Genomic DNA, 21,972 nt, shown 5'->3' with positions numbered 1-21,972 from the left:
GCGTGAGCGGAGCCACGGGCGCCGGATCGGCCGGTACCTCGACGGGTCGTACGACCGGTCAGGAAACGGACGGCGGCGCCCGTGGCTCCGCCGCGCCGGCGACGGATCCGCACACGACCAACCTCCAGGCGATCAAGCCGTCGGAGCGGAAGACGAAGCCCTCGCCCTCGCCCGACACTCATGGATCCCAGGGGGGAACTGTGACGGACACCCGAGGCCCGCAGACCCAGCAGCAGGGGGCCTCGCCGCTGCCCGGGGAACGGCAGCCGCAGCAGCCCTCCGGGCCGTACCACCCGCCGCAGGCCTACCCCGCGCAGGGGCAGGCCGCGCAGGGCGGTCAGGCGGGCGGTGCCGTACGCCGCCCGCGCACCGGCGCGCGCACCACTCCGCGCGTCCGCAAGGCACGGCTGCGGGTGGCCAAGGCCGACCCGTGGTCGGTGATGAAGGTCAGCTTCCTGCTGTCGATCGCGCTGGGCATCTGCACCATCGTCGCGGCGGCCGTGCTGTGGATGGTCATGGACGCGATGGGCGTCTTCTCGACCGTCGGCGGCACCATCTCCGAGGCGACCGGCTCCAACGAGTCGAACGGCTTCGACCTGCAGGCGTTCCTGTCCCTGCCGAACGTCCTGCTCTTCACCTCGATCATCGCGGTCATCGACGTCGTCCTCGCGACGGCCCTCGCCACCCTCGGAGCGTTCATCTACAACCTCTCCGCGGGCTTCGTGGGCGGTGTGGAGCTGACGCTCGCCGAGGACGAGTGAGCCGCCGGTCCCCATCGAATCCCCATCGATTTTGGGACTGCCCCGGTCGTGCGCTAATCTTCAGGAGTCAGCGCGCGGGACACACACCGCAGAGCGCGGCGGGGCTATAGCTCAGTTGGTTAGAGCGCATCCCTGATAAGGATGAGGCCACAGGTTCAAATCCTGTTAGCCCCACAGCGAGAAGACCCCCGGTCCGGATGGATCGGGGGTCTTCTGTGTCGTCAGGCGATCGGCTGCGGGCTCTTCTCCAGGTTCTTCTCCGGGTCTCGGGGGCGTCCTCGGCGGGCTGCTCGGGCTTGCTGTCGCGCATCACCAGGGTGGCGACGACCGCGGCGGCGAGGACGCCGATCGCGCTGAGGGTGAAGGCCGTGGACATCGAGGTGGTGAAGGCCTCGCGGGCGGCGTGCAGCAGGCCGCTGTCGGGCCCGGCGACCGCCAGGGCGCCCGCGATGGACTCCTTGGCCTGCTCAGGGGCGTCGGAGGGCATCTCGGCGGTGTAGGAGCTGGTCAGCAGCGAGCCGAGGATGGCGATGCCGAGGGCGGTGCCCGCCTGCTGGATGGTGTCGTTGAGGGCGGATCCGACGCCGGCCTTGTCGGCCGGGACGGTGCCCATCAGCGCGGCGACCGCGGCGGGCATCGCCATGCCGGCGCCGAGGCCCAGCAGGCCCGGGGCCACTGCCGGGACGGTGAAGCCGGAGTCGGTGGTGACCGTGGCCAGCAGGCCGAAGGAGCCCGCCATCACGAGCATGCCGGCCAGGATGACGAACCGGTTGCCGATCTTCTGCGCGAGCTTCACCCCGCCGCCGTTGCCCGACGAGGGCCGCGACCGCCATCGGCAGGAAGGCCAGACCGGCCTTGACCGGCGAGTAGCCGAGCACGAACTGCAGCTACTGGGTGAGGACCAGCAGCAGACCGCCGTTGCCGATCTGGACGAGCGCCAGGGAGAGCGAGCCGCCGCTGAAGTTGCGTCGCCTGAACAGGACCAGCGGGACCATGGGGGACGAGGTGACGTTCTCCCAGATCACGAAGGAGGTGAGCGCGACCGCCGCGACGGCCAGCGTGATCACGGAGTCGCCGCCGAACGCGCCGTGCTGCGGGATCTCGATGATCCACCAGACCAGCGCGGTCATACCGGTGGCGGACAGCAGCGCGCCGAGCGGATCGGGCTTCTGCCAGGGCGCCCTGGACTCCGGCATCAGGGTGCGGCCGGCGATGAGGGCGAGCACGACGATCGGCACGTTGATCAGGAAGGTCGACTGCCAGGAGAAGTGGTCGATGAGGACGCCGCCCAGGACCGGGCTGCCCACCAGGCCGGGCATCGACACCGAACCCCACGCGGCCACCCTCCGCAGTAGGGCACACACGCGCACGAAGGCCCGGTCACCTAGGGGTGACTGGGCCGCTTCGTGAGGGCGTGTACGCAGTTCGCCGTTCTGACAGGTTGGATCCAGGGGGGAAGGAGGATCAGGCCTTATGGAAATGGATTGGGTCTTGGTCTGGTCTGGGCTGGTCTGGGCTGAGGGTTCGGCGGTCGCGCTCAGCGCTGGAGTGGCGGTGCGACGGGCTCGGTCAGTTCGGCCGGTTCTGCCTGGGACGCGGGGGCCGGTGGGGAGCAGTCGGTGGTCGCCGGGGCGGCGTCAGCGAGGGTGCGGTGCCGGCAGCTCGGGGACTTTCCGTGGGCCTCGGCCCGGATCCGTTGCTTCATCGTGGGGGGCAGTGACCTGGCGTAGGACCAGGACCAGGACCAGGGGGCCATCGCCGGTGTCGTGACCGGGGCGGTCGTGTCGTCGCTGCTGTTGCGGCTGGACTCGGTCTGCGGTACCGCCGCGGCGGCGGTCGTGGTGATGAGTCCCAGCGCCGTGCACAGCGCGAGGAAGGCGGTGACGAGTGCGGTCCACAGATTCATGACCTTGTTGCGGGCCATGGCCCCTCACTTTCGGGTCGGGCGATTTGCGTACTTTCCTCATGATGTGTATGAGGGTCGCGAAGTGGTGGACCGACGCCCGTGGCGCGGCGATGTTCAGATCAACACCACTCGAATGGCCGCAAGAGCCATGAAGAAGCCCTATAGAGGAAGAAAAGTTGCGAAAAGCGGCAAGGTGTGACGCTCGGTGCTGATGTGATCACCCTCAGATCGGAGTGGCCGCGTCCGCTTCTAAAGCGGTGCCCCAGGCGGCAGTTGAGCCCGGGGCGCAGGTCACCGATCGATATCGGTCGGTGTGTATAGTCGGGCGCCAGAGGTCCCCTACGTCAAGGAAAGACGAGGTCGCGCGGTGAAGAAGCTTCTCCTGGTCGCACTGGCCGCCATCGGCGGGCTCCTCGTGTACCGCCAGATCCAGGCGGATCGCGCCGAGCAGGATCTGTGGACGGAGGCGACTGACTCCGTGCCCACGGGTTCGTGACCACCGACATACCCTTCCGGGCACTCGGGACACCCCGAGCACTCGGAACAGTCTGAACAGACCCCGGCCGCCGTTGCGGTCGGGGTTTCGTGTGTGGACGGTGAGGACGCCTGGGTAAGGGGGCCCGCGTGAGGTGGTGTCGTTCATCGGCGGTACGCGCGCGCGTGACCGTCACCGGAGTGGTATTAGGAGCACTGGCCGCACTGACGGCGTCACCCGCCTCCCCCGCTCCTCGCACGTCGGCCGAAGGCGACGTCCGCTCCTACGCCTTCGCGGAGGACGCCCGGCGCGTACCCGGCGCGACGACTACCACCGGCGCCGCCCTCCTGCGGCCCGGCGGCACCTACCGCAGCACCCTCCCTGCCGACGGGACCGCCTACTACCGCCTCGACCTGGACGCCACATCGAACGCGTACGTCGCCGCCACCGCCGTACCCGGCCCCGACGCCGACGTCTCGGCCGCCGACGGCGTCGACGTGTCCGTGCAGGACGGCGACGGCCGCTCCTGCTCCTACGACAGGACGATCGTCGGCTCCTCCCGCAGCCCGCGTCCGATCACCGCCTGGGGCGCGCGGGAGACGAGCGGAACACGGTGCGCGGACTCCGGAACGTACTACGTCGTCGTCGAACGCGTCCGACCCGGTGGGGCCACGGCCGGCTCGGCGCCGGAACCCTGGGAGCTGGAACTCACCGTCGTCACCGAACCCCAGCCGGCCCGGCCCGGCGTCACCGACGCGCCCCAGGCCTGGGACTCAGCCTCCCCCGCGCCTCCTACGGACGCTCCCGAGCGGCGCCCGGGCGGTGCCGGGTTCGACACGGCGGCGACCGTGGGGCAGGGCGTGTGGAGCGCCGACATCGAACCCGGACAGACCCTGTTCTACGAGGTCCCCGTCGACTGGGGACAACAGCTGTCGGCCACCGCCGAACTGGGCAGCGCGGGCGGCGGCGACCGCCACGACTACGCCGTCGGCGCGCTGAACCTGTCCCTCCACAACCCCGTGCGCGCCGTCGTCGACGACGACGGCACCGGCTACGACGGCAGACAGCAGTCCGCCTCGCTCGATCCTCTGCCACCCGTCGACTTCGCCAACCGGAACGCCACCACCGACCGGGTGAGCGGCATGCGGTTCGCCGGCTCCTACTACCTCGTCGTCCACCTCGCCGCCCAGGTCGCCGAGAAGGTCGGCCCCGGGCCGTTCGGGCTGACGCTGCGGGTGCGGGTGAAGGGCGACCCGCAGGACGGTCCCCTCTACGCCGGCCGGTCCGTGCCCGAAGGGCTCTTCGACCTCACGGAGGGGGAGCGGGAGGCCTCGGCGGGCAGTGCCGGGGGAGACGGCGTCGCGATGAAGGCGGTCGCGGCGGGCGGATTCGGCGCGGGGACGCTGATTCTGGTGGGGCTGGTGGTGTGGACGGTGCGGGGGCGGCGGCGGTCTGGGGCGGTTGTGGGCTAGGGGGTGTCTCGTCGATCAGGCCGGATCAGGGAGCGGCGTCTGGTGCCGTGCATCGCAAGGCGGAGGAGGGAGTCGATGCGATGGGGGTCCCTCCCTGCTCGAGCGGAGCCGAGAGCTTGGGGGAGTCGCGGACCGACGACAACGCGGCGAGGCGCGGTGCCAGGCGCCGCGAGCCCGGCATGATCGGCGAGACACCCCCTAGGGCGTACTACAGCTGGCCCAGCGCCCAGAACCCCACCGCGTAACAGGCCAGCGCGAGGAGCACCAGCGGGATCGCCACCTTGGCCGGCGGGCCCGGACGGCGGGCCGCGGCGTGCGAGCGGCGCCGGGAAGTTCTCTGCGCGGGGAGTGGAACCTGCGGGGCTTGAGCGGTGTACGAAGCAGTAGAGGCGTCGGCGGGCTGCTGCGGGAGCCGTGGCGGTGAGGGTGGGGGCGGGGCCGACGCCCAGGTTGGCGGGGCCGGAGCGGTGGTCTGAGGTCGCTGGGGCGGCTGTGCTGCAGGTGACTGAGGGGACTGGGGGGAGGACCTGACGTGGGTGGGAGCGTTGGGGGTGCTCAGGGAGTCGGGAGCGATCGGCGGTGGCAGGTGGAAGCTGCCGGTGTCCGACATGCCGGTGCTCGTCTGGGAGGGGGCAGGCGGGGGAGCGGTCGGCCGCGGAGTGACCGGGCCCTGGGCCTCGCCGGGATCCTGCTGGGGCTGGGGCTGGGGCTGGGGCGCGGGTTGTGCCTGGTGGGCGCGCTGGTCGAGCTCCTGGCGTGGGTCCACCGGACGCCCCGCGCTCGCCCCGCTCGCCGCGCCCGACCCGTACGGCACGGAGGACGTGCCGGGCCACGGCGAGGCCGTGACCGAGCCGGACAGGGAGTCCGCGTCGTCGCCGGCGCCCCGGGACGCTCCCGGGCGGAAGTCCGTCCGCAGGCCGGGCGCGACCTTCAGCGGGCCGTCCGGCCCGAACCCGTCCGGCAGTGGTCCCAGTTGGTCGAAGATCTCGATCAGCTCGTCGTCGGGGCCGGGCTCCGGCAGGAGCTCCGCGGCGGCCGCGAGCGCCTTGCGCGCCCCTGTGGCCGTGCGGAAGCGGGCGTCCGGGTCCGGCTGGAGCAGCGTCGCCACGACCTGCCACAGCGGCTCGGGAATGCCCTTGGGCGCCCCGGGCGTCCCGTGCTCCGCGAAATACTGGATCAGCGCCTTGGCGTCCGGCTTGGCGCCCTCCAGCAGATACAGAGCGACCAGCCCCACGGCGAACAGATCCGCCGGGAAGTCCGGTTCGGCGCCCATCATCTGCTCCGGCGCGAGGTAACCGGGCGTGCCCACCACGAGGTTGGTCTCGGTCAGCCGTGGCTCGCCGAACCGCATCGCTATCCCGAAGTCGGACAGCCGCAGCTTCGGCCGGCCCGTGCCGGTCGCCTCCAGCAGCACGTTGGCGGGCTTGATGTCCCGGTGCACCACGCCCTCGGCGTGCACCGCGGACAGCCCGGACAGCAGCTGGTCGAGCAGCGTGCACACGAACGCCGGTGGCAGCGGACCGTAGTCCCCGACGAGATGGACCAGCGAACCACCGGCGACCAGGTCCATGGTGAACAGCACCTTGTCGTCGTCCGCGGCCCAGCTGGCGGGCGCCAGGACGTGAGGGTGGTCGATCCGCAGCGCCTGCTCGCGGACGAAGCGGAGCAGCGAGTGGGCGTCGCTCTGCTGCAGGACCTTGGCGGCGACGTAGCGGCGGCGTCGGTGGTCCCAGGCGCGCCAGACGGCACCCACCCCTCCGCGCCCGATCGGGTCGACCAGTTCGTACCGACCGGCGAAGACCTCACCCATCGCTGTACGGCGCTCCTCCCCCTCGACCCTCTGGAGTATTCCCCCCGCTCTGGCCCTTCGCATTCCCCCGTCGCTCGGATCTCCCCCTGCTTTCGCCCCCGAGCCCGTCCCCCGTGCTCGGCTTCGTGCCGGCCCCGAGCCGGTCCCCCGTGTCCTCGCTCGTTCAGGCCCGCGGCCCGGCTGCCGCATCCCTTCGGCTACCGGGCCGGTGGATCAGTTCTGGTGGGACTGGTAGTGCGCGACCGCGTCGGAGGTGCGGCCGGCGCCGTAGACCCGGAGGAACTCCGCCAGCTCCGGGTGGGTCGGGGCGAGGGAGTCCGCCGCCTCGATGATGTCGCCCGCGGCCGCCACCGAGCGCAGCAGCGACTGGATCTCGCGGACCACCCGCTTCACCGTCGGCGCTCCCGAACTGCTGGTGGTGTGTGTGGTGTTGTTGAGCACCGAGCCCCCCTGCGACTTCTTGATCTCCTCCATGCGCTCGGTGGCCTCGGCCGCGCTCACGCTGCCGTCCGACACCAGCCCCGCCAGCTCCTGCAGCAGCTGCACCCGCTGGACCACGGCAGGATTGCCGATCTTCGCCCGCTGACCGCTCATCAGCTGCGACAGCATCGGTGCGGACAGTCCCAGCACCCCCGCGAGACGAGCCTGGTTGAGGCCAAGATCGTCGATGAGCTTACGGAAGAGCGCCCCCAAAGGCTCCCCGTACCAGTTCCGCTGCAGTTCCCGCGCTCTTGCGGTGGCTTCCTGCTGTGCGGCGTCCATTGCGTCTCCCCATCGCTTCCCCAAAAACCGTGGTTCGCTGTAGCGAACCACGCCGAGCATCTTACGGAGAGTGGTCGTTCACGGGGACCCCCCAATCTTTTTGCGAGATACCGGGGGCGACCCGCTACTCTGGTCTGCGGCGCCTGCCGGTACGCGGTTCCTCCGGCCGGACGTCTCCCTCACGGGGCCTTAGCTCAGTTGGTAGAGCGCCGTCTTTGCATGGCGGATGTCAGGGGTTCGACTCCCCTAGGCTCCACACCAGGAAAGCCCCTCCGACTTGCGGGAACGCGAGCCGGAGGGGCTTTGTCGTCGGTCCGGGCCCCGCCCCCGGCCCCCGGCTCGCGAATGCAACCGGGTCACGTTTTGCCAGGTGGGACCAAACGAGCCACGACTTGACCCGTGATGGTCCCGGACTTGGCTTTCGCGAACGTTTTCGTCACGCGTGGAACATGGCTGTGGGGCAGAAGAGCCATGAACTCTCCTGCCCCACAAGGACGTTGTCTCCTCGGGCGCTCCGTCAGCCGCGTTCGTCCCGGTCCGCGGCCTCGTCCTCGGCCTGCTTGGCCTGGACATCGGGGTCCAGCGTGGACGTACCACTGCCGTCCACCGACGTCAGGCGGCCGGACTCGGGCACCTCGGTCGCGGCGGGCGGCTCGACCAGCCAGTCGGGGTTGGCCTGCTTGTCCCACCACTTCCAGGCGGCGAAAGCGCCGCCCGCGACGGCGCCCAGCACCGCCAGGGCCTTGAACGCGCGGCCGGCCTTGGCCCGCCGCTCGTGCTTGCGGACCAGCTTCCGGATTTCCGCGGGCGAGACCTGGCCGCGCAGTGCGGCCAGCGCGGCAGCGCCCCGTGCCGTCGCCTCCTCCTTGACGGGCCCGGCCGCGGCGACCGCCTGCTCGATCTTCGGCCGGGAGTAGTAGGCGGCCTGCCGCGCGGCCCTGCGGGTGCGGTAGGCCGCCTCGTGGGCGGCGTGGTCGACCTTCGGCGGCACATGCGCGCGGGCCTGCTCCACGTACGGCGCCAGATGGGCGGCGTACTGGACGCGGGCCTGCCCGGCGGCCTGCGACATCATTGGCGCGATGCGGGCACGAGCCTCGTGTGCGTACAGTGCGGCCCGGTCCTTGGCCGTGTCGGCGTAGGGCGCCACCACTTCCGCGGCGTGCAGCACGCTGTCCTTCGCCGAGCCGGTCGCGGCGCGCACGCTGTCGATGCGGGTCACGGGATCCTCCTCCTCGGTGGCGTACGGTATTTCGACTTTCCACCCTTTTACGGATCATGCCTGTCGACGCGCGGCACGGCATGCGAGAGCGGGCATCCGGGTCACTCCATCGGTGCTGGGAGTGGGCCAGGGGGTCGATAAGGGATGAATCCGGAGCAACCGGAGCTTGTCGTCGACAATGCCACGGATCGTCGCCGTTCGCTGGCGAACCCGGGCGCCGGACGACGCAGGGCGTGGGGCGTGCGAGGATCAGAGAGTCACAGGAAGACAACGGAAGGCAGATCGTGGCTGAGCAGCTGTACGCCACCCTGAAGACCAACCAAGGCGACATCGAGGTCCGGCTCTTCCCGAACCACGCGCCGGAGACGGTCAAGAACTTCGTCGAGCTCGCCCAGGGCGAGCGTGAGTGGACCAACCCGGCCACCGGTGAGCGGTCCTCGGCCAAGCTGTACGACGGCACGGTCTTCCACCGGGTCATCAGCGGCTTCATGATCCAGGGCGGCGACCCGCTGGGCAACGGCACGGGCGGTCCGGGCTACCAGTTCAAGGACGAGTTCCACCCGGACCTGAAGTTCGACAAGCCGTACCTGCTGGCCATGGCCAACGCCGGCCCGGGCACCAACGGCTCGCAGTTCTTCATCACCGTCTCCCCGACGGCCTGGCTGAACCGCAAGCACACCATCTTCGGCGAGGTCAGCAACGCGGCCAGCCAGAAGGTCGTGGACGCCATCGCGAGCACCCAGACCAACCCGCGCACCGACCGCCCGCTCAAGGACGTCGTCATCGAGTCGGTCGTCGTCGAGACGCGCCAGGCCTGAGACCGCACCCGGGCCGGGACCGCGCCGGCGCTCCGACCGCGCCTCGCCGGGACCGCGCCCAAAGCGTCATAAGGGAACCAAACGCCCCCTCCGTCCGTAAGGATGGAAGGGGCGTTTCTCGCTTACGACGACGTAGGGGACCTCATGGACCAGGTGTCGGAAAGTCCGCAGGAAGCGCACAGCCTGCCCGGCTGCTACCGGCACCCGGACCGTGAGACCGGAGTGCGCTGCACCCGCTGCGAGCGCCCGATCTGCCCCGAGTGCATGGTCAGCGCCTCGGTCGGCTTCCAGTGCCCGGACTGCGTCCGCGACGGCTCCGGCACGGGCCACTCCCCGGGCGCCGCACAGCCGCGCAACCTCGCCGGGGCGCCCGTCACCACCACCGGCGACCCGCATCTGATCACCAAGATCCTGGTCCTGATCAACCTCGCGGTGTTCGTCGCCGTCCAGGTGTCCTCGACGGTGCTGGGCGAGCTGTTCCTGATCGCCGAGTGGCCGCCGGCGCCCTGGGTGCCCACCGAAGGCGTGGCCGAGGGCGAGTGGTACCGCCTGATCACCGCGATGTTCACGCACCAGGCGATCTGGCACATCGCCTTCAACATGCTGAGCCTGTGGTTCCTGGGCGGTCCGCTGGAGGAGGCGCTGGGCCGGGTCCGCTATCTCGCGCTCTACCTGATCTCGGGGCTGGCGGGCAGTGCCCTGGCGTATCTGCTCCAGCCGGCGTCCACGGCGTCTCTGGGCGCCTCGGGCGCGGTCTTCGGCCTGTTCGGTGCCACCGCCGTTCTGATGCGCCGCCGCAACTACGACATGCGCCCGGTGATCGTCCTTCTGGTGATCAACCTGCTGTTCACCTTCAACCCCAGCCTGAACATCTCCTGGCAGGCCCACATCGGCGGACTGGTGGGCGGCGTGGTGATCGGCTACGCCATGGTGAACGCGCCGCGAGAGCGGCGGGCGCCGATGCAGTGGGGTGCCTGTGCACTGGTGCTGGCGGTGGTCGTCGGCATGTACCTGCTACGGACGGCTCAGCTCACCTGAGCACCCGTCCTCATCCTCTGAGCGGTGGTTTTCCACAGCGTGTGCCCGATCTTGTGCACACGGTGCGGGAACAGGTGTGCCCCCTGTCACCGACCGGTGTTTCCGCAGGTCAGACAGGGGGCGAACGTAGATTCGGATGCCGGTCGTTCCGTCACACCGGCGTCAACCTCCGGTGAGTTATCCACAGATCGTCTTTCTTTTCCCCATGTGGAAAACGGCTGTGGATAACTCGGTGGATAGCCCTGGGCAGAGCTGTGTTCACTGCCCGGCAGGCTCTACTTCCACTGCGTCGATACACCGAATCCGGCGGCGATGAACCCGAAGCCCACGACGATGTTCCAGTTGCCGAGCGCGTCGAGCGGCAGCGAACCGTCGGTCACATAGAAGACGACGATCCAGGTCAGGCCGATGAGGAACATCGCGAGCATGACGGGCGCGACCCAGGCGCGGCTGTTCAGTTTGATACTGGCTGCCTGCTTCGCCGGCGGCGGCGTGTAGTCGGCCTTCTTGCGGATACGTGACTTCGGCACGAGGGTCTCTCCTGTCGATGCGCTGCGTGGCCGCGCAGGGAACTGGGTCGGGCTCGGGGCAGCGTACAAGGGGACACTGAGCGCTCCCCCGGGCGTCCGTTAGCGTAGTGCTTCCGTGGCGCCGAAGGAGATAAGGGTACGTTGAGCAATTCTGCCGACTCCCCCCAGTCGGGATCCAGCGCCCGTCGGGGATCATTCCGTCCCGTCCGTCTCCTCACGGTGAGCGTGTTCGCTCTCGCGGGGCTCATTTTCTTCACCAGTTTCCATACGGCCAAGGGCACCAATATCCGCACGGATGCGTCCTTGCTGAAGCTTTCCGACCTCATTCAGGAACGCAGCCGCAAGAACGGCGAACTGGACGAGTCCAACGCGGCGCTGCGCGACCAGGTGGAAGCCCTCGCCGAACGGGACGACGGCAGCACGAAAGCCGAGGACGAGAAACTCGCCGCCCTGGAGAAGAGCGCGGGCACGCAGAAGGTCACCGGCGAGGCCGTCACCGTCACCCTGAACGACGCACCGCCGAACGCCACCGCCAAGCTCCCCGGCTACCCCGAGCCGCAGCCCGACTACCTGGTCATCCACCAGCAGGACCTGCAGGCCGTGGTGAACGCCCTGTGGCAGGGCGGCGCCAAGGGCATCAAGGTCATGGACCAGCGGCTGATCTCCACCAGCGCCGTGCGCTGCGTCGGCAACACCCTGATCCTCCAGGGCCGCGTCTACTCGCCGCCGTACAAGATCCAGGCCGTCGGTGACCCGGAGAAGCTGCAGCAGGCGCTCGCCGAGAGCCCCGCGATCCAGAACTACATGGTGTACGTCAACGTCTACGGCCTGGGCTGGAAAGTCGAGGAGAACGGGACGGTGACTCTTCCCGGCTACTCGGGCACAGTGGACCTGCACTACGCGAAGCCCGTGGAGTAGGCCCACCCACCAGCCCTCGCACCCTCGCAGGAGCCGCCGGTGCGCGTGATCGTGAGGACCGTCAGCGAGCTGTGCATCACCGTCGGCACCGTGATCGTGCTGTTCGTCGTCTACGTCCTGTACTGGACCGGCGTGCGGGCCGGCTCCGTCATGGACGACCAGATCGACGCGCTTCAGGAGCAGTGGGCGCAGGAAAGCGTGCGCCCCGGCGTATCGGGGGCCACGCACGCTCCCGGAGCCTCCGCCCCGGCCGCCGGTGCCTCCGCGAGCCCCCCGGAGTCGCGGCCGTACCGGGACGGAAAGCCCTTCGCGATCATGTACATCCCACGTCTTGGTTTCACGTGGAACAAGCCGGTGCTGGAAGGCACCGGCACGGGCACCTTGAAGAAGGGCCTCGGCCACTACACGGCCACCGCCCGGCTCGGGCAGAAGGGCAACTTCTCCGTCGCCGGCCACCGCCGCACCTACGGCGACCCCTTCAAGGACTTCCCGAAGCTGCGCCGCGGGGACGCGGTGGTGCTGACCGACGGTGCGACCTGGTTCACGTACCGGATCGACAAGGGCCCCTACAAGACGGTCCCCAGCGATGTCGCCGTGATCGATCCGGTCCCCCGCGCCTCCGGCTACACCCGCCCCGGCCGCTATCTGACCCTGACGACCTGCGAGCCGGAGTGGGGGCACAGCCACCGGCTGATCGTCTGGGCGCACCTGGACTCCACCCAGCCCGTGGAGGCAGGCCAACCCGAGGCCTTGCGCCGTTAGTCTGGTGCCGTACGGCGTGAGTCTGGTGCCGTGGTGCGACGGAAGGGACGGCATGTACGGCTGGATCTGGCGGCATCTGCCGGGGAACGCGTGGGTGAGGGCGCTGATCTCACTGGTACTGGTCCTGGCCGTGGTCTACGTCCTCTTCCAGTACGTCTTCCCATGGGCCGAACCGCTGCTTCCCTTCAACGATGTGACGGTGGACAACCAGTGAGCGCGCGCATTCTCGTCGTGGACAACTACGACAGCTTCGTCTTCAACCTGGTCCAGTACCTGTACCAGCTGGGCGCCGAGTGCGAGGTGCTGCGCAACGACGAGGTGTCGACCGCGCACGCGCAGGACGGCTTCGACGGCGTCCTCCTCTCGCCCGGCCCGGGCACCCCCGAGCAGGCCGGCGTCTGCGTCGACATGGTCCGCCACTGCGCGGCCACCGGCGTCCCGGTCTTCGGCGTCTGCCTGGGCATGCAGTCGATGCAGGTGGCGTACGGCGGTGTCGTGGACCGTGCGCCCGAGCTGCTGCACGGCAAGACCTCGCTGGTCGAGCACGAGGGCAAGGGCGTGTTCGCGGGGCTGCCCACGCCGTTCACCGCGACCCGCTACCACTCGCTGGCCGCCGAGCCGGCCACCGTGTCGGCCGAGCTGGAGGTCACCGCGCGGACCCACGACGGCATCATCATGGGTCTGCGGCACCGCGAACTGCCCGTCGAGGGCGTCCAGTTCCACCCGGAGTCCGTGCTCACCGAGCACGGCCACCGCATGCTGGCCAACTGGCTGGTGGAGTGCGGCGACCATGACGCGGTCGCCAGATCGGCGGGGCTGGCCCCGGTGGTGGGCAGGGCCACGGCGTGACCGCACTGCGCCCCGAGCGCGAGAGCACCTCGTACGGGCAGCAGCCGTACGAGGGCTCCGGCGTGCTCGGGGACGGGTACGAGCAGACGTCGTACCCATCGTCGTACGGACCCCTCGACGACGAGACCGTCGCGTTGCGGATAGCGGATCCGCGAGGCGCCTCGACACCGGCCTCAGAGCCCCGGTCCGGCAGCGCGGGCGATCCCCCCGCCCCGGGTGGCCGTGCGGCCCGCAGGAAGGCCGCCAAGGCCCGTCACGGGCGTCGTCGCAAGGGTGCGCCCCCGTCGCCGCCCGCCGGTGAGGACGGCGAGCGGCGCGCGCCGCTGTCCCGGGTAGAGGCGCGCCGCCTGGCGAAGGCCAGCAAGCCGAGCCCCGGAGTGATCGCCAGCCGGGTGATCGGCGAGGTGTTCATCACCACCGGCGTGCTGATGCTGCTGTTCGTCACCTACCAGCTGTGGTGGACCAACATCAGGGCCCAGGCCCAGGCCGGCAACGAGGCCAGCCAGCTGGAGGACGACTGGGCGAGCGGCAAACGCAACCCCGGCACCTTCGAGCCCGGACAGGGCTTCGCCCTCCTGCACATCCCCGATCTCGACGTCAAGGTCCCCATAGCCGAGGGCACCAGCAACAAACGGGTCCTCGACCGGGGCATGGTCGGCCACTACGCCGACGGCGGGCTGAAGACGCCGATGCCCGACGCGAAGACCGGCAACTTCGGGCTCGCGGGCCACCGGAACACCCATGGCGAACCCTTCCGGTACATCAACAGGCTGAAGCCGGGCGATCCGATCGTCGTCGAGACGCAGGACACCTACTACGTCTACAAGATGGCGTCGATACTGCCGGTGACCTCGCCGAGCAATGTGAGCGTCCTCGACCCCGTCCCGAAGGGCTCGGGATTCACCACGCCCGGCCGGTACATCACCCTCACGACATGCACGCCGGAGTTCACCAGCAAGTACCGGTTGATCGTCTGGGGCAAGATGGTCGAGGAACGGCCGCGCAGCAAGGGCAAGCCGGATGCGCTCGTCAGTTAAGGGCAGATGAATCGTGGCAGCGACCACCGACGACACCGAAGAGCAGACCGCGGCGCCGGAACCCGCGTCCGAGTCCGAGTCCGCGCCCGCTCCCCGGCGCCGCCCCGGCAGGATCGCCATGGCGGTCAGCGTCTTCGGAGAACTCCTCATCACGGCAGGCCTGGTCCTGGGCCTGTTCGTCGTCTACTCGCTGTGGTGGACCAACGTCCTCGCCGATCGCAAGGCGGCCGAGGAGGGCGACAAGGTCCGCGACACCTGGGCCCACGAGGGAAGCGGCGGCCCCGGCGCCCTCGACACGAAGGACGGCATCGGCTTCCTGCACGTCCCGGACATGAACGATGACGAGATCCTGATCAAGAAGGGCACCGCGACCAAGATCCTCAACGACGGTGTCGCCGGCTACTACACCGACCCGGTCAAGGCGACCCTGCCGACCAGCGGCAAGAACGGCAACTTCGCGCTCGCGGCGCACCGCGACGGGCACGGTGCCGAGTTCCACAACATCCACAGGCTCGAGGAGGGCGACCCGATCGTCTTCGAGACCAAGGACAAGTGGTACGTCTACAAGGTCTACGCCATCCTCCCCGAGACCTCGAAGTACAACGTCAAGGTCCTCGACGCGGTCCCCAAGGAGTCCGGCCGGAAGAAGGCCGGGAAGTACATCACCCTGACCACCTGCACGCCCGTCTACACGAGCCGCTACCGGTACGTCGTCTGGGGCGAGCTGGAGCGGGTGGAGAAGGTGGACGCGGAGCGGACGCCGCCGGAGGAGCTTCGCGGCTGATTGCCTATCGCAGGAACGGGAAAGTCCCGGCGACCTGAGGTCGCCGGGACTTTCCCGTCGTACGGGCGGATGAGCCGCGTCGGTCAGCCGCCGTCGCCGCCTCCGAAGAGGCCGCCGCCGTTGTTGCCGCCGCCGTTGTTCTGACTGCCGCCCACGGTGATCAGGTTGACCGCCGTGCCCTTGTTGACCGTGCTGCCCTGCTGCGGGTCGGAGCTGAGGACGAGGGAGTTGTCGTCCGGGGAGCCGGCGATGTTGCCCACCTGGAGGCCCGCGTCCTGCAGGGCCTTCTTGGCGTCCTTCAGGGTCTGGCCCTGGATGGCCGGGACCTGGACCTGCTCCTGCTGGAGCTTGCCGACCTTGATCGTCACCGTGGAGCCGGGGTCGACCGAGGTGCCCGCGGCCGGGCTGGTCTCGATGACCTTGCCGTCCTGGTTCGGGTCCGTGGTCGGCGTGTCGGCGCAGGTGCCGGTGAGCCCGTTGGCCGTCATCTGCTGCTGGGCGGCCTCACAGGTCTGGCCGGTGACCGTGGGAACGGTCGCCTTCGCCTCTTCCTTGGCGACGGTCAGGGTGATCGTGGAGCCCTTCTGCACTTCCTGGCCGGAGACCGGGTCCTGTTCGAGGACGGTGCCGGGCGCCTCCGGGGACTCCTTGGCCTCCGTCTCCACCTGGAACCCGTACTTGTCCGCCTTCAGCTTCGACTGGGCGTCCTCGAGGCTCAGGCCGATCACGTTCGGCACGGCCACCTTGGGGGCGCCCGTGGAGATCACCAGCTCGACCGTGCTGTTCTTCTTCACATCGACCTTCGGCTCCGGGGCCTGGTCGCAGATCTTGCCCTTCGGCTGCTGTTCGCAGGCCTTGGGGGTGAAGTTCAGCTGCAGGTCGGAGTTGGTCGCCCGTTTCTCGGCCTGTTCCTTCGTCAGCCCGACGAAGTTCGGCATCGGCACGGTGTCGTTGCCCACGCCGCCGCCGCTGAACGCGAACTTGCCGATGAGGATCGCGCCGACGAGGACCAGGATGCCCGCGACGACGAGCAGGATCGTCGAGGTGTTGGACTTCTTCTGGTTCTGGCGGCGCCGGTCGGGGCGGTCGTCGTAGCCGTAGCCGCCGTCGTCCGGGTTCATCGGGGGCAGCATCGAGGTGGCGCCGGCGTCGGTGGGACGCATGGCCGTGGTCGGCTGGTCGTCGGGGTAGCCGCCGTAGCCGACCGCGCCCATGGCGGCGGTCGCGGCGACGGGGGCGCCGTCGAGGCAGGCCTCGATGTCGGCGCGCATCTCGTCGGCCGACTGGTAGCGGTAGTTCGGGTCCTTGGTCAGCGCCTTGAGGACGATGGCGTCCATCTCCGGCGTGATCTCCGGGTCGAACACCGACGGCGGCTGCGGCTCCTCGCGTACGTGCTGGTACGCGACCGCGACCGGGGAGTCGCCGACGAACGGGGGGCGGACGGTCAGCAGCTCGTAGAGCAGGCAGCCGGTGGAGTAGAGGTCCGACCGCGCGTCCACCTGCTCGCCCTTGGCCTGTTCCGGGGAGAGGTACTGGGCGGTGCCGATGACGGCCGCGGTCTGGGTCATCGTCATGCCGGAGTCGCCCATGGCGCGGGCGATGCCGAAGTCCATCACCTTGACCTGGCCGTTGCGCGTCAGCATGACGTTGGCCGGCTTGATGTCGCGGTGGACGATGCCGTTGCGGTGGGCGTACTCCAGGCCCTGGAGGATGCCGATGGTCATCTCCATGGCGCGCTCCGGCAGCAGCTTGCGGCCGGAGTGCAGCAGTTCCCGGAGCGTGGAGCCGTCGACGTACTCCATGACGATGTACGGGATCGAGACCCCGTCGATGTAGTCCTCGCCCGTGTCGTAGACCGCGACGATCGCGGGATGGTTGAGCGAGGCGGCCGACTGGGCCTCCCGGCGGAACCGGGCCTGGAAGGACGGATCGCGCGCGAGGTCCGCGCGGAGCGTCTTCACCGCCACCTGGCGTCCGAGCCGGGTGTCATGTGCGTGGTAAACCTCCGCCATGCCACCACGGCCGAGCACCGGGCCCAGCTCGTACCGGCCGCCGAGGCGACGCGGCTCTTCCATAGCTTCCTACCAGCCCTCTCCGTCGGTCCCGACCGCCGTACTCGTGCGGTCGGAGGCTGCCGTCCGGGCCTACCGTACCCGGCTCGCTTTCTGTGACCTGGCCAAGCCCGTCACCCGATACAGGACCGGTATCGCAACGTGCACCGATGTGAAGGTGACGTGAGCGGGGTCACTTCCGGTTGCCGATGACCGCCTCCATCACACTCTTGGCGATCGGCGCCGCGAGACCGCCGCCGGAGATGTCGCCGCGGTCGGCGGCCTCGTCCTCGACCACCACGGCGACGGCGACCGGGGAGCTGCCGTCGCTGAGCTTGGCGTAGGAGATGAACCAGGCGTACGGCTTCTCGCTGTTGTCCACGCCGTGCTGGGCGGTACCGGTCTTGCCGCCCACCTTCACGCCCGGGATCCGCGCGTTCTTGCCGGTGCCCTGGTCGACGACGGTCTCCATCATCGACTGGAGGATCTGCGCGTTCTCCTCCGACAGCGGCTGGCTCAGCTCCTCCGGGTCGGTCTGCTCGATGGTGTCGACGTTGGGCGCCTGCAGCTTGTCGACCATGTACGGCTTCATGAGCGTGCCGTCGTTGGCGACCGCGGAGGCGACCATGGCCATCTGCAGGGGGGTCGCGGCGGTGTTGAACTGGCCGATCGACGACAGCGCGACCTCGGAGGGGGCCATGTCCTCGGAGAAGACGGAGGCGTTGGCGCGGACCGGGGTGAACTGCTCGCTGGTGAAGCCGAACTTCTTGGCCTGCTCCAGCATCTTGTCGTTGCCGAGGTCGGAGCCGACCTTGCCGAAGACGGTGTTGCAGGACCACTGGAGCGCGACGCGCAGGGTCGCGTTCTCGCAGGGGATGTTGCCCTCGTTCTTCAGCACGGTCGTGGTGCCGGGCATGGTCCACGGCAGCGGCGTCTTCGTCTTCTGGTCCGCGCCCGTGTACAGGCCGTTCTCCAGCGCGGCGGCCGCGGTGACGACCTTGAACGTGGAGCCCGGCGGGTAGGTCTCGCGCAGGGCCCGGTTCAGCATCGGGTCGTCGGGGTTGTTCTTCTTCTGGAGCTTGTTCCAGGCCCGCTCGTCGTCGGCGGAGTAGCCGGCGATCGTCGACGGGTCGTACGACGGGTACGACGCCAGCGCGAGGATCTTGCCGGTGGACGGCTCGATCGCGGCGACGGCGCCCTTGCCGCGGCCCTTCAGCCCCTCGTACGCGGCCTTCTGGGCGGCCGAGTTGAGGGTGGTGACGACGTTGCCGCCCTCCTTCTTCTTGCCCGTGAGCATGTCGAGGGTCTGGCGGAAGAACAACCGGTCGTCGTTGCCGGTGAGGATGCCGTCCTCCAGGTTCTCCAGCTGGTTGGTGCCGAAGGCCTGGGAGGCGTAGCCGGTGACGGGCGCCCACATGGCGCCGTCCTTGTAGGTGCGGACGTACTCGAAGTCGCCGCTGGAGGCTTCCTTGTAGCCGGTGATGGCCTTGCCGTCGACGATGATGTCGCCGCGCGGGCTGGCGTAGCGCTCGATGGCGACCCGGCGGTTGTCGGTGTCCGTGGCCAGCTCGTCCGCGCGGACGTACTGGAGCCAGTTGTCGCGGATCAGCAGGGTCAGGATGAGCAGCCCGCAGAAGATCGCGATCCGTCGCAGGGGCTTGTTCACGGGCGGACCACCTGGGTCATCTCGGCGTCGGGGTTGGGGGCGGGGGAGGGTGCCGGGCGGCGCGCGGTGTCGCTGATTCGCAGCAGGATGCCGATGAGCGCCCAGTTGGCGATCACGGAGGATCCGCCGTAGGCGAGGAACGGCATGGTCATACCGGTCAGCGGGATGAGGCCCATGACACCGCCGGCGACGACGAACACCTGGAGGGCGAAGGCGCCGGACAGGCCGATGGCGAGCAGTTTGCCGAACGGGTCGCGGGCGGCGAGGGCGGTGCGCACGCCGCGTTCCACGATCAGGGCGTAGACGAGCAGGATGGCCATGACGCCGGCCAGGCCCAGCTCCTCGCCGAAGGTGGCGAGGATGAAGTCGGAGTTGGCGGCGAAGCGGATCAGTTCGGAGTGGCCCTGGCCCCAGCCGGTGCCGAGGGTGCCGCCGGAGCCGAACGCCCACAGGGCCTGCATGGCCTGCTCGGAGTGGCCGGCGACGCCCTGTCGGGAGAGCGTGTACTCGCGCATCGGGTCGAGCCAGGCGTCCACACGCTGCTGGATGTGCGGTTCGAAGCTGGCCACGCCGACGGCGCCGACCGCGGACATCAGCAGACCGAACACGATCCAGCTGGTCCTCTCGGTGGCGACGTACAGCATGATCACGAACATGCCGAAGAACAGCAGCGACGTACCGAGGTCGGTCTCGAAGACCAGGATGAGGATCGAGATCGCCCAGACCACGATGATCGGTCCGAGGTCGCGGCCGCGCGGCAGGTAGAGGCCCATGAAGCGGCGGCTGGCCAGCGCGAGCGCGTCCCGCTTGACCATCAGGTAACCGGCGAAGAACACCGCGAGGACGATCTTCGCGAACTCACCGGGCTGGATGGAGAACCCGGCGACCGAGATCCAGATCTTCGCGCCGTAGATGTTCTGGCCGAGGCCCGGCACCAGCGGCAGCAGCAGCAGGAACAGCGCGCCGACCATCGAGATGTAGGTGTAGCGCTGCAGGACGCGGTGGTCCTTGAGGAAGATCAGCACCACGATGAACAGCGCGATGCCCATCGCCGTGTACATCAGCTGCCGCGGCGAGGCCGTGCCCGCCTGCTTGATCGACTGCAGCAGCTCGGACTGGTCCAGCCGCCAGATCGCGACCAGCCCCAGCCCGTTCAGCAGGGTGGCCAGCGGCAGCATCAGCGGATCCGCGTACGGCGCGAACTTGCGTACGACGAGATGGGCGATGCCGGCCAGCAGACCGAGGCCCAGGCCGTAGCTCAGCAGCCCGGACGGCACCTGCTCGTCGATGGCGAGGCCCACATTGGCGTACGCGAAGACCGGAATGAGCACCGCGAAGACCAGCAGGGCCAGCTCGGTGTTGCGGCGGCTCGGCGCGCCGATGGAGCCGATCGTGGACGTGTGGTGCGTCGGCGTGTTGGTTGAACTGCTCATCGTGTGACAGGGCCTCTCACGGCTTGCCTACTGCTTACCGCACAGCGAGACGACCTTCTGCTCTTCCTCCGAGAGGCTGGGGCCGGGGCTGGGAGTGGCGGTCGGGGTCGGGCTCGCGGACGCGGACGGGTTCGGGGACACCGAAGGGCTCGGCGACGCCTTGGACGTGACGGAGGTGCGGGTGGTTCCCGTGATACCGCCGGCCTCGCCCTCGCCGGTCCGCGCGTTGTTCTCACGCTCGGCGGCGCGCTGCTCCGACTGCTTCTTGCACGCGGAGGCCTGCACGGCCAGCTCGTCGATCTTCTCCTGGGCGTTCTTCAGGTTGCCCTCGGCCATCGTCGCCTCGACCCGTTTCCGCTGGTAGGGAGGCAGGTACTTGAGTTCGATCTCGGGGTGGTCCTTCTCGACCTCGGACAGCGACACCCAGGCCAGGTCCTGGCTGATGCCGCGGTACAGGGCGACGTGCTCGCCGTTGGTGCCGACGTAGTACTGGGTCTGGGTCCAGCGGTAGCCGCCGTAGAGGCCGCCGCCGACGACGGCCAGCGCCAGGGCGCCGTAGAAGGAGCGCTTGAGCCACTTGCGGCCCTTGCGGGGCTTGGCGAAGTCGTCCTCGTCGTAGGCGCCGAAGCCGCCGGTGGGGATGAACCCGGTGACGTCGCCGGAGCCGGGCGGGCCGAACTCTCCGCCGCCCTGTCCGGGCACCTGGCGGCCGAGGCCGGAGGCGCGGCCGGCGGGGGTCTGCATGATGCCGTTGTCGGACAGCTGGTGCTGGTTCTCGGCGACCGCGCCGACCACCACGGGGGTGTCGGACAGCTGCCCGGCGAGGGTGTCCCCGGTGTCCAGGTCGAGGACATCGGCGACGATCACGGTGATGTTGTCGGGGCCGCCGCCGCGCAGCGCGAGCTGGATCAGCTCCTGCACGGTCTCCTGCGGGCCCTGGTAGCTGGCGAGGGTCTCCTCCATCGTCTGGTGGGAGACGACCCCGGACAGTCCGTCGGAGCAGATCAGGTAGCGGTCACCGGCGCGGACCTCACGGATCGACAGGTCGGGCTCGACGTGGTCGCCGCTGCCGAGGGCGCGCATCAGCAGGGAGCGCTGCGGGTGGGTGGTGGCCTCTTCCTCGGTGATCCGGCCCTCGTCCACCAGCCGCTGCACCCAGGTGTGGTCCTGGGTGATCTGGGTGAGGACGCCGTCGCGCAGCAGGTAGGCGCGGGAGTCCCCGACGTGCACCAGCCCGAGTCGCTGGCCCGTCCACAGCAGGGCGGTGAGCGTGGTGCCCATGCCCTCCAGCGACGGGTCCTCCTCGACCATCTGCCGCAGCTGGTCGTTGGCCCGCTGCACGGCCGCGCCGAGCGAGGTGAGGACGTCGGAGCCGGGGATGTCGTCGTCGAGGGCGACGATCGTGGAGATCGCCTCCGAGGAGGCCACCTCGCCGGCGGCGGCGCCGCCCATGCCGTCGGCGATGGCGAGCAGCCGGGGACCGGCGTAACCGGAGTCCTCGTTGCCCTCCCGGATCATGCCTTTGTGCGAACCGGCGGCGAAGCGCAGTGACAGACTCATGCGCACCTCGCCCGTCGGCTCCGGGTACAGCCGATCGTGTCGAGCCACACTGCCCACCCTCCGGTCGGGAGCGCGCCGGGGCCCCGGGTGTGGACCGCCGCTGCGTGCTCGCTCCGCTCGC

General features: G+C 69.6%; 20 protein-coding genes, 2 tRNA genes and 1 pseudogene. 13 read left to right on the top strand and 10 right to left on the bottom strand.

Annotated features, from left to right (window positions below):
• Window positions 1-2: 2 nt before the first annotated feature.
• Both ACSU6L_RS18505 and ACSU6L_RS18500 read left to right on the top strand, forming a co-directional pair.
• A complete protein-coding gene (locus ACSU6L_RS18505; protein WP_437058201.1) occupies window positions 3-761 on the top strand; it encodes a DUF3566 domain-containing protein in 759 nt (252 codons plus the stop codon).
• 100 nt (window positions 762-861) lie between these two features.
• A tRNA-Ile gene (locus tag ACSU6L_RS18500) sits at window positions 862-935 on the top strand.
• Between the two features lie 91 nt (window positions 936-1,026).
• On the opposite strand, the pseudogene ACSU6L_RS18495 reads toward ACSU6L_RS18500, so the two are convergent.
• Window positions 1,027-2,110, bottom strand: a pseudogene (locus ACSU6L_RS18495) (MFS transporter); the annotation flags it as partial.
• A 188-nt stretch (window positions 2,111-2,298) separates the two neighbouring features.
• A complete protein-coding gene (locus ACSU6L_RS18490; RefSeq protein WP_437058200.1) occupies window positions 2,299-2,685 on the bottom strand; it encodes a DUF6344 domain-containing protein in 387 nt (128 codons plus the stop codon).
• 349 nt (window positions 2,686-3,034) lie between these two features.
• Between ACSU6L_RS18490 and ACSU6L_RS18485 the strand changes: the two genes are divergently transcribed.
• Window positions 3,035-3,163 carry a DLW-39 family protein gene (locus tag ACSU6L_RS18485; RefSeq protein WP_003999697.1) on the top strand — a complete coding sequence of 43 codons (129 nt, stop codon included), beginning with the start codon at window positions 3,035-3,037 and terminating at the stop codon, window positions 3,161-3,163.
• 164 nt (window positions 3,164-3,327) lie between these two features.
• Complete coding sequence (locus ACSU6L_RS18480) at window positions 3,328-4,614, top strand: hypothetical protein (RefSeq protein ID WP_437058198.1); 1,287 nt, start codon at window positions 3,328-3,330, stop codon at window positions 4,612-4,614.
• 208 nt (window positions 4,615-4,822) lie between these two features.
• Here the strand turns inward: ACSU6L_RS18480 and ACSU6L_RS18475 are convergent, their stop codons facing one another.
• Window positions 4,823-6,424: a serine/threonine-protein kinase gene (locus tag ACSU6L_RS18475; RefSeq protein WP_437058196.1), complete on the bottom strand. Its 1,602-nt coding sequence runs from the start codon at window positions 6,422-6,424 to the stop codon at window positions 4,823-4,825.
• 213 nt (window positions 6,425-6,637) lie between these two features.
• Window positions 6,638-7,186, bottom strand: a complete 549-nt coding sequence (locus ACSU6L_RS18470) for a helix-turn-helix domain-containing protein (protein ID WP_073944921.1) — start codon at window positions 7,184-7,186, stop codon at window positions 6,638-6,640.
• 183 nt (window positions 7,187-7,369) lie between these two features.
• Here ACSU6L_RS18470 and ACSU6L_RS18465 point away from each other — a divergent pair.
• Window positions 7,370-7,442 (top strand) — tRNA-Ala (locus ACSU6L_RS18465).
• Window positions 7,443-7,703: 261 nt separating this feature from the next.
• Here the strand turns inward: ACSU6L_RS18465 and ACSU6L_RS18460 are convergent.
• Complete coding sequence (locus tag ACSU6L_RS18460; RefSeq protein ID WP_437058194.1) at window positions 7,704-8,405, bottom strand: DUF5324 family protein; 702 nt, start codon at window positions 8,403-8,405, stop codon at window positions 7,704-7,706.
• A gap of 284 nt (window positions 8,406-8,689) precedes the next feature.
• Between ACSU6L_RS18460 and ACSU6L_RS18455 the strand changes: the two genes are divergently transcribed.
• Window positions 8,690-9,223, top strand: coding sequence for a peptidylprolyl isomerase (locus ACSU6L_RS18455; protein ID WP_437058192.1), 534 nt, complete (start codon window positions 8,690-8,692; stop codon window positions 9,221-9,223).
• A 144-nt stretch (window positions 9,224-9,367) separates the two neighbouring features.
• Window positions 9,368-10,261 (top strand): rhomboid family intramembrane serine protease, encoded by an 894-nt coding sequence (locus ACSU6L_RS18450; RefSeq protein WP_437058190.1) that lies wholly within the window; start codon window positions 9,368-9,370, stop codon window positions 10,259-10,261.
• A 275-nt stretch (window positions 10,262-10,536) separates the two neighbouring features.
• Here ACSU6L_RS18450 and crgA read toward each other — a convergent pair whose 3' ends face one another.
• On the bottom strand, window positions 10,537-10,791 hold the full coding sequence (gene crgA / locus ACSU6L_RS18445; RefSeq protein WP_073944917.1) for a cell division protein CrgA: 255 nt from the start codon (window positions 10,789-10,791) through the stop codon (window positions 10,537-10,539).
• 141 nt (window positions 10,792-10,932) lie between these two features.
• On the opposite strand from crgA, the gene ACSU6L_RS18440 reads away from it, so the two are divergent.
• From ACSU6L_RS18440 to ACSU6L_RS18415, 6 genes are read left to right on the top strand one after another with little or no spacing between them, the layout of a single operon-like run.
• On the top strand, window positions 10,933-11,709 hold the full coding sequence (locus ACSU6L_RS18440) for a DUF881 domain-containing protein (protein WP_437058188.1): 777 nt from the start codon (window positions 10,933-10,935) through the stop codon (window positions 11,707-11,709).
• A 39-nt stretch (window positions 11,710-11,748) separates the two neighbouring features.
• Window positions 11,749-12,471, top strand: coding sequence for a class E sortase (locus tag ACSU6L_RS18435; RefSeq protein ID WP_437058186.1), 723 nt, complete (start codon window positions 11,749-11,751; stop codon window positions 12,469-12,471).
• A gap of 16 nt (window positions 12,472-12,487) precedes the next feature.
• Complete coding sequence (locus ACSU6L_RS18430) at window positions 12,488-12,685, top strand: hypothetical protein (protein WP_198948647.1); 198 nt, start codon at window positions 12,488-12,490, stop codon at window positions 12,683-12,685.
• Complete coding sequence (locus ACSU6L_RS18425) at window positions 12,682-13,320, top strand: aminodeoxychorismate/anthranilate synthase component II (RefSeq protein ID WP_437058184.1); 639 nt, start codon at window positions 12,682-12,684, stop codon at window positions 13,318-13,320. Before ACSU6L_RS18430 ends, ACSU6L_RS18425 begins: the two co-directional genes overlap by 4 nt.
• Window positions 13,317-14,357 carry a class E sortase gene (locus ACSU6L_RS18420; RefSeq protein WP_437058183.1) on the top strand — a complete coding sequence of 347 codons (1,041 nt, stop codon included), beginning with the start codon at window positions 13,317-13,319 and terminating at the stop codon, window positions 14,355-14,357. Before ACSU6L_RS18425 ends, ACSU6L_RS18420 begins: the two co-directional genes overlap by 4 nt.
• A 13-nt stretch (window positions 14,358-14,370) precedes the next feature.
• A complete protein-coding gene (locus ACSU6L_RS18415; protein ID WP_437058181.1) occupies window positions 14,371-15,141 on the top strand; it encodes a class E sortase in 771 nt (256 codons plus the stop codon).
• 83 nt (window positions 15,142-15,224) lie between these two features.
• Here the strand turns inward: ACSU6L_RS18415 and pknB are convergent, their stop codons facing one another.
• The 4 genes from pknB to ACSU6L_RS18395 all read right to left on the bottom strand — a co-directional run bounded on the left by pknB (window position 15,225) and on the right by ACSU6L_RS18395 (window position 21,851).
• Window positions 15,225-17,216 (bottom strand): Stk1 family PASTA domain-containing Ser/Thr kinase, encoded by a 1,992-nt coding sequence (gene pknB / locus ACSU6L_RS18410; RefSeq protein WP_437058179.1) that lies wholly within the window; start codon window positions 17,214-17,216, stop codon window positions 15,225-15,227.
• Between the two features lie 169 nt (window positions 17,217-17,385).
• Window positions 17,386-18,858 carry a peptidoglycan D,D-transpeptidase FtsI family protein gene (locus ACSU6L_RS18405; protein ID WP_073944909.1) on the bottom strand — a complete coding sequence of 491 codons (1,473 nt, stop codon included), beginning with the start codon at window positions 18,856-18,858 and terminating at the stop codon, window positions 17,386-17,388.
• Window positions 18,855-20,291 carry an FtsW/RodA/SpoVE family cell cycle protein gene (locus tag ACSU6L_RS18400; RefSeq protein WP_437058176.1) on the bottom strand — a complete coding sequence of 479 codons (1,437 nt, stop codon included), beginning with the start codon at window positions 20,289-20,291 and terminating at the stop codon, window positions 18,855-18,857. Before ACSU6L_RS18400 ends, ACSU6L_RS18405 begins: the two co-directional genes overlap by 4 nt.
• Before the next feature lie 27 nt (window positions 20,292-20,318).
• Window positions 20,319-21,851 carry a Stp1/IreP family PP2C-type Ser/Thr phosphatase gene (locus ACSU6L_RS18395; RefSeq protein ID WP_073944907.1) on the bottom strand — a complete coding sequence of 511 codons (1,533 nt, stop codon included), beginning with the start codon at window positions 21,849-21,851 and terminating at the stop codon, window positions 20,319-20,321.
• Window positions 21,852-21,972 lie beyond the last annotated feature (121 nt).

Source organism: Streptomyces sp. enrichment culture (genome assembly GCF_964272855.1).
Taxonomy (GTDB): domain Bacteria; phylum Actinomycetota; class Actinomycetes; order Streptomycetales; family Streptomycetaceae; genus Streptomyces.
Note: the sequence above shows the minus strand (reverse complement) of the source record. Positions and strands in the feature narration are given on the sequence as shown.

What these genes read in the sequence shown, in the direction of transcription:
- ACSU6L_RS18470 (WP_073944921.1), bottom strand. Translation starts at nt 7,186, where the DNA reads ATGGACGCCGCACAGCAGGAAGCCACCGCAAGAGCGCGGGAACTGCAG.
- ACSU6L_RS18490 (WP_437058200.1), bottom strand. Translation starts at nt 2,685, where the DNA reads ATGGCCCGCAACAAGGTCATGAATCTGTGGACCGCACTCGTCACCGCC.
- ACSU6L_RS18395 (WP_073944907.1), bottom strand. Translation starts at nt 21,851, where the DNA reads ATGAGTCTGTCACTGCGCTTCGCCGCCGGTTCGCACAAAGGCATGATC.
- ACSU6L_RS18475 (WP_437058196.1), bottom strand. Translation starts at nt 6,424, where the DNA reads ATGGGTGAGGTCTTCGCCGGTCGGTACGAACTGGTCGACCCGATCGGG.
- ACSU6L_RS18400 (WP_437058176.1), bottom strand. Translation starts at nt 20,291, where the DNA reads ATGAGCAGTTCAACCAACACGCCGACGCACCACACGTCCACGATCGGC.
- ACSU6L_RS18450 (WP_437058190.1), top strand. Translation starts at nt 9,368, where the DNA reads ATGGACCAGGTGTCGGAAAGTCCGCAGGAAGCGCACAGCCTGCCCGGC.
- pknB (WP_437058179.1), bottom strand. Translation starts at nt 17,216, where the DNA reads ATGGAAGAGCCGCGTCGCCTCGGCGGCCGGTACGAGCTGGGCCCGGTG.